The 15301-nt window shown below is 61.3% G+C and carries 14 protein-coding genes; 12 read left to right on the plus strand and 2 right to left on the minus strand.

Annotated elements, in window-relative coordinates; genetic code table 11:
• Positions 1–54 precede the first annotated feature (54 nt).
• The 3 genes from NJ69_RS00425 to NJ69_RS00435 are packed head-to-tail and all read left to right on the plus strand — an operon-like array spanning position 55 to position 2740.
• Positions 55–939: a heme/hemin ABC transporter substrate-binding protein gene (locus tag NJ69_RS00425; RefSeq protein WP_039575224.1), complete on the plus strand. Its 885-nt coding sequence runs from the start codon at positions 55–57 to the stop codon at positions 937–939.
• Between the two features lie 50 nt (positions 940–989).
• A complete protein-coding gene (locus NJ69_RS00430; RefSeq protein ID WP_209435529.1) occupies positions 990–1973 on the plus strand; it encodes a FecCD family ABC transporter permease in 984 nt (327 codons plus the stop codon).
• Positions 1974–1990: 17 nt separating this feature from the next.
• On the plus strand, positions 1991–2740 hold the full coding sequence (locus NJ69_RS00435) for a heme ABC transporter ATP-binding protein (RefSeq protein ID WP_430736668.1): 750 nt from the start codon (positions 1991–1993) through the stop codon (positions 2738–2740).
• 208 nt (positions 2741–2948) lie between these two features.
• Here NJ69_RS00435 and NJ69_RS00440 read toward each other — a convergent pair whose 3' ends face one another.
• Together NJ69_RS00440 and NJ69_RS00445 are read right to left on the minus strand one after the other, a co-directional pair.
• Positions 2949–3224 carry a TfoX/Sxy family protein gene (locus NJ69_RS00440; protein WP_029612657.1) on the minus strand — a complete coding sequence of 92 codons (276 nt, stop codon included), beginning with the start codon at positions 3222–3224 and terminating at the stop codon, positions 2949–2951.
• A 145-nt stretch (positions 3225–3369) separates the two neighbouring features.
• The gene (locus tag NJ69_RS00445) at positions 3370–4932 is read right to left on the minus strand and encodes an AAA family ATPase (protein ID WP_029612656.1); all 1563 of its coding nucleotides are present in this window, start codon (positions 4930–4932) and stop codon (positions 3370–3372) included.
• A gap of 115 nt (positions 4933–5047) precedes the next feature.
• Here NJ69_RS00445 and mrcB point away from each other — a divergent pair, with 115 nt between their 5' ends.
• From mrcB to msrQ, 9 genes are all read left to right on the plus strand, one after another.
• Complete coding sequence (gene mrcB, locus NJ69_RS00450) at positions 5048–7369, plus strand: penicillin-binding protein 1B (RefSeq protein ID WP_039575233.1); 2322 nt, start codon at positions 5048–5050, stop codon at positions 7367–7369.
• Between the two features lie 25 nt (positions 7370–7394).
• Positions 7395–8141 carry a tetratricopeptide repeat protein gene (locus tag NJ69_RS00455; protein WP_039575236.1) on the plus strand — a complete coding sequence of 249 codons (747 nt, stop codon included), beginning with the start codon at positions 7395–7397 and terminating at the stop codon, positions 8139–8141.
• On the plus strand, positions 8138–8470 hold the full coding sequence (locus NJ69_RS00460; RefSeq protein WP_029612654.1) for a YqcC family protein: 333 nt from the start codon (positions 8138–8140) through the stop codon (positions 8468–8470). The genes NJ69_RS00455 and NJ69_RS00460 overlap by 4 nt, the downstream gene beginning before the upstream one ends.
• A 408-nt stretch (positions 8471–8878) precedes the next feature.
• Positions 8879–10603, plus strand: coding sequence for an acetolactate synthase 3 large subunit (locus NJ69_RS00465; protein WP_029612653.1), 1725 nt, complete (start codon positions 8879–8881; stop codon positions 10601–10603).
• Between the two features lies 1 nt (position 10604).
• Positions 10605–11096, plus strand: a complete 492-nt coding sequence (gene ilvN, locus NJ69_RS00470) for an acetolactate synthase small subunit (protein ID WP_003250040.1) — start codon at positions 10605–10607, stop codon at positions 11094–11096.
• A gap of 55 nt (positions 11097–11151) precedes the next feature.
• On the plus strand, positions 11152–12168 hold the full coding sequence (gene ilvC / locus NJ69_RS00475) for a ketol-acid reductoisomerase (RefSeq protein ID WP_039575260.1): 1017 nt from the start codon (positions 11152–11154) through the stop codon (positions 12166–12168).
• A 151-nt stretch (positions 12169–12319) separates the two neighbouring features.
• On the plus strand, positions 12320–13171 hold the full coding sequence (pssA, locus tag NJ69_RS00480) for a CDP-diacylglycerol--serine O-phosphatidyltransferase (protein ID WP_029612651.1): 852 nt from the start codon (positions 12320–12322) through the stop codon (positions 13169–13171).
• Positions 13172–13248: 77 nt separating this feature from the next.
• The gene (msrP, locus tag NJ69_RS00485) at positions 13249–14262 is read left to right on the plus strand and encodes a protein-methionine-sulfoxide reductase catalytic subunit MsrP (RefSeq protein WP_039575263.1); all 1014 of its coding nucleotides are present in this window, start codon (positions 13249–13251) and stop codon (positions 14260–14262) included.
• Positions 14262–14873, plus strand: a complete 612-nt coding sequence (gene msrQ, locus NJ69_RS00490; RefSeq protein ID WP_039575266.1) for a protein-methionine-sulfoxide reductase heme-binding subunit MsrQ — start codon at positions 14262–14264, stop codon at positions 14871–14873. Before msrP ends, msrQ begins: the two co-directional genes overlap by 1 nt.
• Positions 14874–15301 lie beyond the last annotated feature (428 nt).

Raw genomic sequence — 15301 nt, forward strand, 5'->3', positions numbered from 1 at the left:
CGCAGTTCTGCCGAGGGCCTCAAGGTGCTCGGCTGTCTTCTGCGAGGTAACCCGATGATGCGTCGTACGGCTGCTCTATTCATCCTCTTGGCCGGCTTTACGCTTTCGACCCAGGCGTTGGCTGAAGCTCCCGCCCAGCGCTGGGTCAGCGCGGGCGGTGCGCTGAGCGAATGGATCAGTGCCCTGGGAGGTGAGTCGCGTCTGGTCGGCGTCGACACCACTAGCCAGCATCCGCCGTCGCTCAAGGCCTTGCCGAGCATTGGCTATCAACGCCAGCTGTCGGCCGAAGGCATTCTGAGCCTGCGTCCCGATGTGCTGGTGGGGACTGAAGAAATGGGGCCGCCGCCGGTGTTGGCGCAGGTCCGTGCGGCGGGCGTGCGTGTCGAATTGTTTTCCAGCGCAGCCGATCTGGCAGCAGTGGACCAGAATCTTGCGCACCTGGGTGAGTTGCTCGGAGCCCAGCAACAAGCCCGCGAGCTGACGACCCGCTACCATCGTGAGCTCGAGGCACTGAGCACCAAGATCGAACAGGCCCAGGCTCACCAGCGCGCGCCAGGCGTGCTGCTGCTGGTCGGGCATGCCGGCGCCAAGCCGCTGATCGCGGGGCAGGGCACGGCAGGCGATTGGCTATTGCGTCAAGCGGGTGCGCGCAACCTGGCCGATCATCAGGGCTACAAGAATTTTTCCGTCGAAGCGCTGGCTGGGCTGGACCCGGATGTGGTGGTGTTCTCTGACCGTGCGCTGGCGGGTGACCAGGCGCTCGCTGCTTTGCTCAAGGAGAATCCGGGGCTTGTTGCGTCGCGTGCGGCACGCGACAAGCGCCTGCTGTCGCTGGATCCCACCTTGCTGGTCGGTGGTTTAGGGCCACGCCTCCCAGCCACACTGCATGAGCTGGCAGCGGCCTTCTATCCGGCAGACAAGGCCAGCCTCTCCCCATGAGGCAACGCGTCCGCCCGCGCGCGCTGTTCATTGGTCTTACCCTCCTGTGCGTGCTGGCGGTGTGGTTGTCGCTGGCGCTGGGGCCGGTCAGCCTGCCGTTGATCGATGTCCTGCGCGCAGGCGCACGATTGCTGGGGTTGCCGCTCCAAGGCGCGGGGCTAGAGCAGGCCGAGCTGATTCTCGGTCAGATTCGCCTGCCGCGCACGTTGTTGGGACTGGCGGTTGGCGCCGTGCTGGCACTGTCCGGTGTGGCCATGCAGGGGCTGTTTCGCAATCCGCTGGCCGACCCCGGCTTGGTCGGTGTCGCCAGTGGCGCGGCGTTCGGTGCCGCCGTCGCCATTGTCGGTGGAAGCTGGGTGGGTGGCTTACCCGACCTCCTGGCGCCCTACTTGCTCTCGTTCTGTGCGTTCATAGGTGGGCTCGGCGTCACTGCGTTGGTCTATCGCCTGGGCCGACGTGACGGGCAGACGGACGTCGCCACCATGCTGTTGGCCGGTATCGCCATGACCGCGCTGGGTGGTTCGGCAGTCGGGCTGTTCACTTATCTGGCGGATGACGCCACTTTGCGGACCTTGACCTTCTGGAACCTGGGCAGTCTCAACGGCGCCAGCTATCAGCGTCTGTGGCCGCTGCTGCTCGTGGCGCTGGGCGTGAGTCTGTGGCTGCCGCGTCGGGCGCGGGCGCTCAATGCCTTGTTGCTGGGCGAGTCGGAGGCCCGTCATCTGGGTATCGAGGTCGAGGCACTCAAGCGTGAACTGGTGTTCTGCACGGCCCTGGGCGTGGGTGCGGCGGTGGCTGCGGCGGGGTTGATCGGGTTTGTCGGACTGGTTGTGCCGCACTTGGTGCGACTGCTTGCAGGGCCGGACCACCGTGTACTGCTGCCGGCCTCGTTGCTGGCTGGCGGCGCGCTGCTGCTGTTCGCCGACTTGGTGGCGCGGCTGGCGCTGGCGCCTGCCGAGTTGCCCATCGGTATCGTCACGGCATTCATCGGTGCACCCTTCTTTCTGTTCCTATTGGTCAGGAGGAACCGCTGATGCTCGAAGTCGAGGGCTTGTCGCTCAGCCGAGGCGGTGCCGAAGTCCTGCGTGATATCAGCCTGCAGTTGCGCGCCGGGAAGGTGTTGGGCGTACTGGGACCCAATGGTGCAGGCAAAAGCAGCCTGCTGGGGAGCTTGAGCGGTGAGCTAGCGCCCAGTCAGGGTCAGGTCAGGCTGCATGGGAGGGACCTCGCGCAGTGGTCGGGCCCAGAGCGCGCTCGGCGCCTGGCGGTGTTGCCGCAAGCGTCCAGTCTCGGATTCGCTTTCAGCGTCGAAGAGGTGGTGGGCATGGGGCGCTTACCTCACGACAGCGGGCAACAGTCTGACCGGCAGATCATCGACGCGGCGCTGCGTGCCGCCGATGTCTTGCACCTGAGCGCGCGCAACTACTTGGCACTGTCTGGTGGCGAGCGCCAGCGCGTGCACCTGGCGCGGGTACTGGCCCAGTTGTGGCCCGGTAACGAAGGCGCGATTCTACTGCTCGACGAACCCACCTCGGCGCTGGATCCGTTGCATCAGCATACGACCCTGCAAACGGTGCGGCGATTCGCGGATTGCGGAGCGTCCGTTTTGCTGATTCTGCACGATCTGAATCTGGCAGCGCGCTACTGCGACCATATCCTGTTACTTGAGCAGGGCAGGACCCATGCTTACGGAGCGCCGACCGAGGTGCTCACACCCCAGGCGCTGAAGTCGGTGTTTGGCATCGATGTCCTGGTGCAGGCGCATCCAGAACTGGGGCATCCGCTGATCATCGCCCGCTGACGTTATTGGCACGGGTGTGTTCGATCAACGAGCGTTGTCCAGGCAAAAAAAGACCCGGCAAATTGCCGGGTCAATAACCGTGATTAGCCTGATGAGGAGATAATCTGAGAGTCCGAACCAGGGGCTTTCAGTTTACCCAACCAGTCTCGCGACCAGTTGTGATAATCATAACGATTCTCATTTCGTGGTCAACCTCTTTTTTCACTCATCACGATTTTTTTTGCGGGACTGTCTTGGCATCCAACTGCTGGTTCAGCGCTTGTTTGCGCTCGGCCGGCAGGTCATTCCAATGCATGTCCAGCAGTGCGGCTTCTATGGCGTACAGCAATACCTTCGAGGCACGGAACCCTCGGGTCTTGACTGCCTGGTACGCGCCGACCGCACCCAGGCGGCGCAGGTCGGATACGCTGTGGATGCCGGAGGCATGCAACCACTGCGCAGAGGTCTTGCCCAAATTCTTCAGATGCTGCAACTCATCATTCATCGAGCCTCCTTGCGCTGGCCGATCGGTTCTGTGGATAAATCGCGAACGGTCAGACTGGAGTGTAGCGGGGCTTGGCACAGGCGCGGCCTTTCGCCATCGGATGACGACGGACTGCCCACGTGCCACTTCGATCACCCCGCGCTTGTCACAAACCCGGCAGGCGCTGGCGGATCTGCTCGATCAACTGGTCCATGCTGGCGCTTTCATGGGTATCGACACGCTTGCCGTGGACCGCTTCCTCGTCGTCCAGTGGCTCGCGACTGGCTTGTTGAGCCTTGACGACCTCCAGCGTGGCGTCGGATGGATCGACATTTTCCGTCTGACGCTGCTCAAGCCAACTGATGATGACCGCCTCGGGGGCTTGGCAGTCGAGGATCAGGAAAGGCACGCCTGTGCTACTGGCCACATTCGCTACGGCCTTGCGCTGCTCGCGCTTGAGGTAAGTGGCGTCTAGCACGACGGGGAAACCGGCGCGCAGGATGGTGTCTGCCAGAGCGTTCAGGCGCTGGTAGGTCGCTGTACTTGCTTCCTGGTCGTAGATCCCGGCTTGCAGCTCGCCGGTACTGTGTACGGGCTGTTCACCGAATAGACGCTTGCGCTCCACATCCGAGCGTACGCGAATCGCTCCCAGCGATTCCACCAAGCGCATGGCCACGTGGCTCTTGCCCACCGCCGAGACGCCATGGGTAATGGCCAACAGGCGCGAAGGAATGGCGCTGTAGCTTTCAGCCAGATCGGCGTACTTGCGGTAGGTGCGCAGGGTGGTGGCGCGTTGCATGCCGTCGGCGTCAGGCGCCATGCTGAACAAAGCGACCTTGGCCCGCACCAGGGCCCGGTAGGCCTTGTAGAAGTTCAGCAACTCCAGGCCCTGGTAATCGCCGGTCAGCTCCAGGTACTGACTGATGAAGCGGCGAGCCAGGCACTTGAGGCCACGGTCTTCCAGGTCCATGGCCAGGAATCCGACGTCGGCGTAGACGTCGGTGAGGCGAAACGGCTCGTTGAACTCGATGCAGTCGAAGATCACCACCTTGCCGTCGATCACGGTGGCATTGCCCAAGTGGATGTCACCGTGGCATTCACGAATGAAGCCGTCGCGTTTGCGCGCTTGCAGCAGGCCGTGCAGCCGGTCGAAGCTGCTGCGCGCCCAGGCTTGCAGGGCATCGAGCTGCTGCAGGTCGGCCTTGTCGGTGAGGAAAGGGCGGATCTGCTCGAAATTCTGCTCGACCGGCGCCATCACTGATTCGGGGGTGCCCAGGGGGTGCTCGACCGGCACCTGCGGCGCCTGCAGATGGAATTCGGCGATCTGCCGGGCCATCTGGTCGATATGTCCGGCGTTCAGTTCACCGTTGGCCTGCAGCGTGCCGAGCATCTGGCCTTGGGGGAACTGGCGCATTTTCAGGGCGTATTCGATCGCCTTGCCCGTGCCGCCGATCTGTGGCGCGTCGGCGCTGCCCGTGATCGGCAGCACTTCCAGGTAGAGGCCGTCGGTCAGGCGCTGATTCAGGCGCAACTCTTCGTTACAGAAATGCTGGCGTTGCTCCAGCGTGGTGAAATCCAGAAACCCGAAGTTCATCGGTTTCTTGATCTTGTAGGCATATTCGCCCGTGAGCAGCACCCAGGAGATGTGCGTCTCGATGAGCTCGAAACCCTCGACGGCGTGAGGGTAGAGGGCGGGGTTCTGCAGCGCGCTGATCAGGGCTTGGCTCACGGAGATCCTTCCGGGGGTCAGGGAATTCGAAGCTCACATTATGGTCAATGCAGCCGCCCCTGCCTACCGCCGCAGGCCGACCCCTGCCTTCGCAAAGTGCGTATAATCCGCCGCCATGACTCGAACTCGAAATCCCCGAACTCCGAAAAAACGTCCGCCCAGCCGCTCCCGCGTCTGGCTGGGCTGGGCGCTGAAGCTCAGCCTGGTCGGCCTGGTGGTGATCGCCGGCTTTGCGGTGTATCTCGACGCTGTCGTCCAGGAGAAGTTCTCCGGCAAGCGCTGGACCATCCCGGCCAAGGTCTATGCTCGGCCGCTGGAGCTCTTCACAGGCCAGAAGCTGAGCAAGGACGACTTCCTCACCGAACTCGATGCCCTGGGCTATCGCCGTGAGACCGCCGTCAACGGTCCCGGTGAAGCGTCGGTCAATGGTGGCACGGTGGACCTCAACACCCGTGGCTTCCAGTTCTACGAAGGCATGGAGCCTGCGCAGTTCGTGCGCGTGCGCTTCTCCGGCGATTATGTGGCCGGGCTGGCGGGCGCCAACGGTGCCAAGCTCGATGTGGTACGGCTGGAGCCGCTGATGATTGGCGGCATCTACCCGAAAAATCTCGAAGACCGCATTCTGATCAATATCGATCAGGTGCCGCCGTACTTGCTGGAAACCCTGATCGCGACCGAAGACCGCGATTTCTACAGTCACCACGGTGTGTCGCCCAAGTCGATTGCCCGGGCCATGTGGGTCAACACTTCGTCCGGCGCCATGCGCCAGGGCGGCAGCACCTTGACTCAGCAGTTGGTGAAGAACTTCTTCCTGACCAACGAGCGCAGCCTTAGCCGCAAGCTGACCGAAGCGATGATGGCCTTGCTGCTGGAACTGCACTACGACAAGCGCGAGATACTCGAAGCCTATTTGAACGAAGTGTTCGTCGGTCAGGATGGTCAGCGTGCGGTACACGGATTCGGGCTTGCCAGCCAGTTCTTCTTCAGCCAGCCGCTGTCCGAACTGAAGCTGCACCAGATCGCGCTGCTGGTGGGCATGGTCAAGGGGCCGTCCTATTACAACCCTCGGCGATATCCGGAGCGCGCATTGCAGCGTCGCAACCTGGTGCTCGACCTGCTGGCCCAGCAAGGTGTGGCCAGTCAGGAGGTCGTCGATGCCGCGAAGAAGATGCCGTTGGGTGTCACCAAGCGCGGCAGCCTTGCAGACAGCTCCTTCCCGGCGTTCCTCGACCTGGTCAAGCGTCAACTGCGTCAGGACTATCGCGACGAAGACTTGACCGAGGAAGGACTGCGGATTTTCACCAGTTTCGATCCGATCCTGCAGATGAAGGCTGAAACGGCCATGACCGACACCTTCAAGCGTCTGGCCGGCCGCAAAGGTGCTGATGAGGTCGAGTCGGCGATGGTGGTGACCAATCCGGAAACCGGCGAAGTGCAGGCGCTGATCGGCAGTCGGCAGTCGGGCTTCGCTGGCTTCAATCGGGCCATCGATGCCGTGCGCCCGATCGGTTCCCTGGTCAAGCCCGCGGTTTACCTGACCGCACTCGAACAACCGAACAAGTACACCTTGACCAGTTGGGTGCAGGACGAACCGTTCTCGGTCAAGGGCGCCGATGGTCAGGTCTGGCGTCCGCAGAACTACGACCGTCGCCCGCACGGCACCATCTACCTCTATCAGGGCTTGGCCAACTCCCTCAACCTGTCCACGGCCAAACTCGGCCTGGAGGTGGGGGTGCCCAACGTACTCAAGACCATCGGCCGCCTCGGTGTGCAGGTGGACTGGCCTGCATTCCCCTCGATGCTGCTGGGGGCCGGTGGCATGTCGCCGATGCAGGTTGCGACCATGTACCAGACCATTGCCAATGGCGGCTTCAATACGCCGATGCGCGGTATTCGCAGTGTGCTGACCGCCGAGGGCGAGCCGCTCAAGCGCTACCCGTTCCAGATCCAGCAGACCTTCGACCCCGGCGCCATTTACCTGGTGCAGAACGCCATGCAGCGGGTGATGCGCGAGGGCACCGGACGCTCGGTGTACAACGTGCTGCCGAACAACCTGACCTTGGCAGGCAAGACCGGCACCAGCAACGATTCGCGCGACAGTTGGTTCTCCGGCTTCAGCCAGGATCTGCTGGCGGTGGTCTGGCTTGGCCGCGACGACAACGGCAAGACGCCCTTCACGGGTGCTACCGGTGCGCTGCAGGTGTGGACCAGCTTCATGCGCAAGGCCGATCCGCTGCCGTTGGACATGCCGCAGCCGGACAACGTGGTCCTGGCCTGGATCGACCCGCACAGCGGCCAGGGCTCGGATGCCAGCTGTCCGGGAGCGGTGCAGATGCCGTATATTCGCGGCAGCGAACCAGCGCCCGGTACGGCCTGTGGCGGCGAGCAGAATCCTGCCGAGTCGGTCATGGACTGGGTCAAGGGCTGGATGAATTGAGTGGCTGTATTGAAGAGGGTATGACGTGAACAAGTGGTGGTTTCCTGCCTTGACCGCGCTGGCCGTGTTGCACGGTTGCGCCAGCGTCCCGCGTGGCGCCATACCCGTGGTGGATTCGAGCACCCGGGTCTCGAACAGCGAGCGCGTGACCGCCAATCGTGGTGCGCCGGTGCGGGCACCGAGCGGCGGCACATCCCAGGCTCAGTCGCTGCCTGAAGACTCGGGCGTCACCGTGATGATCCCGCAAGGCGCGGGTTCGACGCCGATCCAGACCTACCCGGCACAGACCGGTGCTGCGCCCTTGAGTACTGGTCCGATCACCACCAGCCCTAACCCGGCCGGTGATGAGCCGTTCGATATCGCCGCCATGAACAATGCGCCAGCGGCCAGCAATGCGCCGACCGGCATCCCGCGCAGCAGTGCCGGTGGGCTGTCGGCGGACGAGCAGCTCGATGGGCCGGTACTCGCCTTGCTCACCACTGCCCAGCAGCAGCAGGGCGGCGGCGATTTCAATGGCGCCGCGTCGAGCCTCGAACGTGCCCAACGTATCGCCCCGCGTGAGCCCCAGGTGCTGTTCCGCCTGGCCCAGGTGCGACTGTCCCAGGGTGATGCCGCGCAGGCCGAGCAACTGGCTCGCCGGGCGTTGACCTATGCCAACGGCCGCCCTGATCTGCAAGCCGAGTTGTGGAACGTCATTGCCCAGGCCCGTGACAAGCAAGGTGACAGTGCTGGCGCGGCGTCGGCCCGTCAGAAGGCGCGGACCGCGTCGTGATGGAGCAGCGTATCCTCGACATCGCCGATCATCTGCTGCTGATTGAGCGGGAGCTGCAGATCCAGGGTTGGTGGGATGAGCATCCGCCCAGTCCTGAGGCACTTGCCAGCAGCGTCCCCTTCGCAGTCGACAGCCTAAGGTTCGAGCAATGGCTGCAATGGATTTTCCTGCCACGCATGAAGTTGATTCTCGAGCATGGGCATCCCCTGCCCAACGCGTCGGGGATTCTGGTCATGGCCGAAACCGTGTTTGCTCATCGCCCTGAAGAAAGTCGTGAGCTTCGGCGGCTGCTGGCCGCATTCGACGAATTGATCACGCCATCTGCCTGATTTTCTCTGTTTTTGCTTCCGGGGCCGCAGATTGTGGCCCTTTTTTATGGAAATCTTTATTTTCCTGCTGCATCACTGCTTTTTAGTGGTGGATGAAATTGAACTCTTGGGAAAACTGGCAATAATTTTTCTTGACTTGCACGCGCTGAATCAGAAGAATCCAGTTTCCGCTGTAGGGGGACTGCCAGAAGCAGACCCGCTAGGCAGATCATGAGGCGCACACCCGCGCCGACTCGCTACACCCCGCAACGCGTTACCTCGCGCTGGGTGGGAAAACCCCGCAACACTCTGGGGCGCTCCCAATACTTGCTCAGTCAGTGCTGACGTTCGCTCATGCTCTGCTTGGCAGTAAACCTATTAAGACCCGCCCGGATGGGGCGGTATTCTGGCGTTTTAGAGGTGAACAACGTGGAGCTTTTATCTGGCGCTGAGATGGTCGTCCGCTTCTTGCGTGACGAAGGCGTTAAGCACATCTACGGGTACCCTGGCGGTGCTCTCCTGCATGTTTACGATGCCCTGTTCAAGGAACCGGAAGTCGAACACATCCTGGTCCGTCATGAGCAGGCGGCCACCCACATGGCCGACGGCTACGCCCGTGCCACCGGCAAGGCGGGTGTGGTGCTGGTGACCTCCGGTCCCGGGGCGACCAATGCCATTACCGGCATCGCCACCGCCTATATGGACTCGATTCCGATGGTCATCCTGTCGGGCCAGGTGCCGAGCACCATGGTCGGCACCGATGCCTTCCAGGAAACCGACATGATCGGGATCTCGCGGCCGATCGTGAAGCACAGCTTCATGATCAAGCACCCGACCGAGATCGCCGAGACGCTGAAGAAAGCCTTCTATCTGGCTCAATCCGGCCGTCCGGGCCCCGTCGTGGTCGACATTCCGAAGGACATGACCAATCCGGCCGAGAAATTCGAATACGTCTACCCGAAAAAGGTCAAGCTGCGCTCCTACAGCCCAGCCGTACGTGGTCACTCCGGGCAGATCCGCAAGGCGGCCGAGATGCTCGTGGCCGCCAAGCGCCCCATCATCTATTCCGGTGGCGGCGTGATTCTGGGTGGCGGTTCTGCGGCGCTGACCGACATCGCCAAGTCACTGAACCTGCCGGTGACCAATACCCTGATGGGATTGGGCGGCTTCCCGGGCACTGATCGCCAGTTCCTCGGCATGCTCGGCATGCACGGCAGCTACACCGCCAACCAGGCGATGCACAATGCCGATGTCATCCTTGCGGTCGGCGCGCGCTTCGACGACCGTGTGGTCAATGGACCGGCCAAGTTCTGTCCGAATGCCAAGATCATCCACATCGACATCGACCCGGCGTCGATTTCCAAGATGATCAAGGCCGATGTGCCGATCGTCGGCCCAGTCGACAGCGTGCTCAGCGAGATGCTGACGATCCTCAAGGAAATCGGCGAGAAGCCTGAGAAGGTCGCGCTGGATGCCTGGTGGAAGCAGATCGACGAATGGCGCGGTGATCGCGGTCTGTTCCCTTACGACAAGGGTGACGGCAGCGTGATCAAGCCCCAGCAGGTGATCGAGACGCTGTGCGAAGTGACTCAAGGCGATGCCTTCGTCACGTCCGACGTGGGCCAGCACCAGATGTTCGCAGCGCAGTACTACCGTTTCAACAAACCCAACCGCTGGATCAACTCCGGGGGCCTGGGCACCATGGGCTTCGGTTTCCCGGCTGCCATGGGCATCAAGCTCAACTTCCCGGATCAGGACGTGGCCTGCGTTACGGGTGAAGGCAGCATCCAGATGAACATTCAGGAACTGTCCACCTGCATGCAGTACGGCCTGCCGGTGAAGATCGTCAACCTGAACAACGGGGTGTTGGGCATGGTTCGCCAGTGGCAGGACATGGCCTACAACGGCCGTCACTCCCACTCCTACGTCGAGTCGCTGCCTGACTTCATCAAGCTGGCCGAGGCTTATGGCCATGTGGGTATTCGCATCACCCGCCTGGAAGATCTCAAGCCGAAGCTGGAAGAGGCCTTCGCGATGAAGGACCGCCTGGTGTTCATCGACATCGCGGTGGACCGGTCCGAGCACGTCTATCCCATGCAGATCAAGGATGGCTCGATGCGTGACATGTGGCTGAGCAAGACGGAGCGTACCTGATATGCGGCACATCATTTCCCTGCTGCTGGAAAACGAACCCGGTGCCTTGTCGCGCGTGGTTGGTCTGTTCTCCCAGCGCAACTACAACATCGAAAGCCTGACCGTGGCACCGACCGAGGACCCGACGTTGTCGCGCCTCACCTTGACCACCGTGGGCCACGACGAAGTGATCGAGCAGATCACCAAGAACCTGAACAAGCTGGTGGAAGTGGTCAAGCTGGTCGACCTCTCGGAGAGCGCCCACATCGAGCGCGAACTGATGTTGGTCAAGGTCAAGGCCACTGGCGCTCAGCGTGCCGAGATCAAGCGCACCACGGACATTTTCCGTGGCCAGATCGTGGACGTCACCGCCAGCGTGTATACCGTGCAACTGAGCGGAACCAGCGACAAGCTGGACAGCTTCATTCAGGCGATCGGCACCGCATCGATTCTCGAAACCGTGCGCAGTGGCGTCACCGGCATTGCCCGTGGCGACAAAGTCCTCAGCATCTAACTTCATCCAATTAGCGATGGCCCTGCGGGGCCGAGATATAACCAGGGGTATTTCCATGAAAGTGTTCTACGACAAAGACTGCGACCTCTCCATCATCCAGGGCAAGAAAGTCGCCATCATCGGTTACGGCTCCCAAGGTCACGCCCAGGCGTGCAACCTGAAGGACTCCGGTGTAGACGTCACCGTCGGTCTGCGTAAAGGTTCGGCCACCGTCGCCAAGGCAGAAGCCCACGGCCTGAAAGTGGCCGACGTGGCCTCGGCCGTCGCCGCTGCCGACCTGGTCATGATCCTGACCCCGGACGAATTCCAGGGCACCCTGTACAAAACCGAGATCGAGCCGAACATCAAGAAAGGCGCTACCCTGGCCTTCTCCCACGGCTTCGCCATCCACTACAACCAGGTCGTTCCGCGTGCCGACCTCGACGTGATCATGATCGCGCCGAAGGCGCCGGGTCACACCGTTCGCTCCGAGTTCGTCAAAGGCGGCGGTATTCCAGACCTGATCGCTGTTTACCAGGACGCCTCTGGCAACGCCAAGAACGTCGCGCTGTCCTACGCCGCTGGTGTCGGTGGCGGCCGTACCGGCATCATCGAAACCACCTTCAAGGACGAGACCGAAACCGACCTGTTCGGCGAGCAGGCCGTTCTGTGCGGCGGCACCGTTGAGCTGGTCAAGGCCGGTTTCGAGACGTTGGTCGAAGCCGGTTATGCGCCGGAAATGGCCTACTTCGAGTGCTTGCACGAGCTGAAGCTGATCGTCGACCTCATGTACGAAGGCGGCATCGCCAACATGAACTACTCGATCTCCAACAACGCCGAGTACGGTGAGTACGTCACCGGCCCTGAAGTCATCAACGAAGAATCCCGCAAGGCCATGCGCAATGCCCTCAAGCGCATCCAGGACGGCGAGTACGCGAAGATGTTCATCAGCGAAGGTGCTACCAACTATCCGTCGATGACCGCCAAGCGTCGCAACAACGCAGCCCACGGTATCGAAGTGATCGGCGAGCAACTGCGTTCGATGATGCCTTGGATCGCGGCCAACAAGATCGTCGACAAGACCAAGAACTGAGTCTTGCTCGAATAGATGAAAAACGCGGCTTCGGCCGCGTTTTTTCGTTTAGGCCGCCCGCATCTGGTATAAAGCGACCAGAGGTCGGCTGTCAGAACCTGTTTCGCCGGCCCATGTCGAATCTATTCCACCCCGTTGCAAGGTACTTTTCATGACCGAACGTCCCGAAGAGCCGAACAAGCCCTCCGACGCCGAAAGCCTGCTACCTGTCGATGAGCATGTCGAAGAAGGTCACGATGCCGAAGGGCGCAAGGTCCGGCACCGCGGTATCTACCTGTTGCCCAACCTGTTCACCACCGCCAACCTGTTCGCCGGTTTCTACTCGATCATCAACTCCATCAGCGCGCAAAGCGCTTTGAGCGCGGGCGATCCGCGCGAGGCGAGCAAGTATTTCGCTTTCGCGGCCATCGCCATCTTCGTTGCCATGGTGCTCGACAGCCTCGATGGCCGCGTGGCACGCATGACCAACACCCAGAGCGCCTTCGGCGCCGAGTATGACTCGCTGTCCGATATGGTCGCCTTTGGTGTGGCGCCCGCCTTGCTGGCCTTCGGCTGGGCACTGGGTGACATGGGCAAGGTCGGCTGGATGGTTGCCTTCATCTATGTGGCGGGTGCCGCACTGCGTCTGGCCCGTTTCAATACTCAGGTTGGCACGGCCGACAAGCGCTACTTCATCGGCCTGGCCAGTCCGGCAGCGGCAGGTGTAGTGGCCGGTACTGTCTGGGCCTTCAGCGATTACGGCATCCAGGGTTCGAAATTATCCTTCCTGGTCGCGCTGCTGGTTGCGGCCGCCGGCATGCTGATGGTCAGCAACATCAAGTACAACAGCTTCAAGGAACTCGACCTGAAAGGCCGTGTGCCGTTCGTTGCCATCCTGGCCGTGGTATTGGTGTTCGCCGTGGTATTCAGTGATCCGCCACGCATCCTGCTGCTGATCTTCCTCGGTTATGCGATCTCCGGCCCCGTGCAGTACTTGCTGCGCACCCGTCGGCGCAAGAACTGAAAAATAGTTAATGCTGGAATAACCTCCCGGCTCCAGAGTCTTACTGGTACATCCCTCACCAGTGCTTTGGAGCCGTCATGCTCATCAAGCTGCCTAGATCGTCCGATTGCCACGAATCGGAGGTCACCCCTGAAAGCCTCTACGTCTCACGCCGCTCCCTGTTAGGGGGCTCGATGGCCGGTTTGGCGTTGTCGGCCTTGCCGCGGCTCGGCCAGGCTGCACAGGTCTCGCGTTATGCCGATGTCGATGATGGCGCCGCGCCCGCATGGCTTAAGGACAAGCTTGAGCATGCACGCTGGCAGGCAGTGACGGTCAAGGACGAAGCCATCACGCCTTTCAAGGACGCTACCCACTACAACAATTTCTATGAGTTCGGGCCTGACAAAGGGGATCCTGCTGCCAATGCAGGCAGTCTGAAAACCGAGCCCTGGAGCCTGGTCGTCGATGGTGAGGTCGGTAAGCCGGGGCGCTATGCGCTGGAAGACTTCGTCAAGCCGCTGAAGTTGGAGGAACGTATCTATCGGCTGCGTTGCGTCGAGGCCTGGTCGATGGTGATCCCTTGGCTGGGGTTTCCGTTGGCCGATGTGCTCAAGCAGGTCGAGCCCACTGCCAAGGCTCGCTACGTCCGCTTCGAAACGCTGCAGGATCCCCGGAGCATGCCAGGGCAACGTTCCGGCTTCGCCTTGATCGACTGGCCTTACGTGGAAGGGCTGCGTCTGGATGAGGCGATGAATCCGCTGGCGATATTGGCGGTGGGCATGTACGGGCGCGAGCTGGCTAACCAGAATGGGGCTCCGCTGCGCTTGGTGGTGCCGTGGAAGTATGGCTTCAAGAGCATCAAGTCGATCGTGCGGATGAGCTTGGTGAGTGATCAGCCCCACACGACTTGGCAGGGCTTGGCGCCCAGTGAGTACGGCTTCTATGCCAACGTCAATCCGCAGGTCGATCATCCGCGTTGGAGCCAGGCGCGTGAGCGGCGTCTGCCCAGTGGTCTTTTCAGCCCTAACGTGCGTGCCACCCAGATGTTCAATGGTTATGAAGAAGAAGTCGCATCACTCTATAGCGGCCTCGATCTGAGGAAAAACTATTGATGCGCTATCCCTGGTTTCGCCTGGCGATTTTTCTCATCGGTTGCTCGTTCCCGCTTTGGTGGCTGTATGAAGCGGCCATGAGTCTGTTGGGGCCTGATCCGGGGAAGGTAATGATGGACCGTCTGGGGCTTGGCGCGCTGATTTTCCTACTGATCAGCTTGTGCATGACGCCTTTTCAGAAGCTGACGGGATGGCCTGGCTGGATCGTGGTTCGACGCCAGTTGGGGCTGTGGGCGTTTGCTTACATCGTGCTTCACGTCCTGGCCTACCTGTTCTTCATTCTGGGGCTGGATTGGGGGCAGTTGGCGATCGAGTTGCGTAAGCGGCCTTATATCATTGTGGGGGCGTTGGGCTTGCTTGGGTTGCTGGTGTTGGCTGTCACCTCGAATCGCTACAGTCAGCGGCGACTGGGGGCGCGGTGGAAGAAGTTGCACCGTCTGGTGTATGGCGTGTTGGCCCTTGGGTTGCTGCATTACCTGTGGATTGTCCGCTCGGACCTGGAGGAATGGGCGTTCTATGCGGCCCTTGGGGTGCTTTTGTTGGTGCTGCGAGTTCCGGTAGTGGCTCGGGGTTTGGGGCGGGTAGGTCGCAGGCGGATAAATGCACGGTAAGTACGCATGAGGCGACGACGCGGGGTAGGGGTCTCAATCGCCTTAGCGGCCAACTTGTTTCAACTATTTGAAATTATTTTAAATTAAGCCTTGACCGCTGTTCAGATCCCCTTATAATGCGCCCCACTTCCGCAGCAAACGGAACGCGAAACTCCTTGAGAATCAACGAGTTAAGCGAGTTCGATGCGGTGCGAAGGGCTTCGATCCTCGGGTTGAAATCGGTGAAAAGGGCAGTTGACAGCATCGATTGGTGCTGTATGATTCGCCTCCCGCTACGAGCGATCGCAGCGAGTCAAGTGTTTGAAGCTAAACGAGTTTCTCGGAAAGAACTTCAAAATAAACGCTTGACACGAAGTAAGGCTGCTGTAGAATGCGCGGCCTCGGTTGAGGCGAAACGCTCTTGGCCAAACGCTCTTTAACAAATCGAA

The organism is Pseudomonas parafulva, from assembly GCF_000800255.1.
In the GTDB taxonomy this organism is placed as follows: Bacteria; Pseudomonadota; Gammaproteobacteria; order Pseudomonadales; family Pseudomonadaceae; genus Aquipseudomonas; species Aquipseudomonas boreofloridensis.

What these genes read in the sequence shown, in the direction of transcription:
- NJ69_RS00440 (WP_029612657.1), bottom strand. Translation starts at nt 3,224, where the DNA reads ATGAATGATGAGTTGCAGCATCTGAAGAATTTGGGCAAGACCTCTGCG.
- msrP (WP_039575263.1), top strand. Translation starts at nt 13,249, where the DNA reads ATGCTCATCAAGCTGCCTAGATCGTCCGATTGCCACGAATCGGAGGTC.
- NJ69_RS00425 (WP_039575224.1), top strand. Translation starts at nt 55, where the DNA reads ATGATGCGTCGTACGGCTGCTCTATTCATCCTCTTGGCCGGCTTTACG.
- pssA (WP_029612651.1), top strand. Translation starts at nt 12,320, where the DNA reads ATGACCGAACGTCCCGAAGAGCCGAACAAGCCCTCCGACGCCGAAAGC.
- ilvN (WP_003250040.1), top strand. Translation starts at nt 10,605, where the DNA reads ATGCGGCACATCATTTCCCTGCTGCTGGAAAACGAACCCGGTGCCTTG.
- ilvC (WP_039575260.1), top strand. Translation starts at nt 11,152, where the DNA reads ATGAAAGTGTTCTACGACAAAGACTGCGACCTCTCCATCATCCAGGGC.
- mrcB (WP_039575233.1), top strand. Translation starts at nt 5,048, where the DNA reads ATGACTCGAACTCGAAATCCCCGAACTCCGAAAAAACGTCCGCCCAGC.
- msrQ (WP_039575266.1), top strand. Translation starts at nt 14,262, where the DNA reads ATGCGCTATCCCTGGTTTCGCCTGGCGATTTTTCTCATCGGTTGCTCG.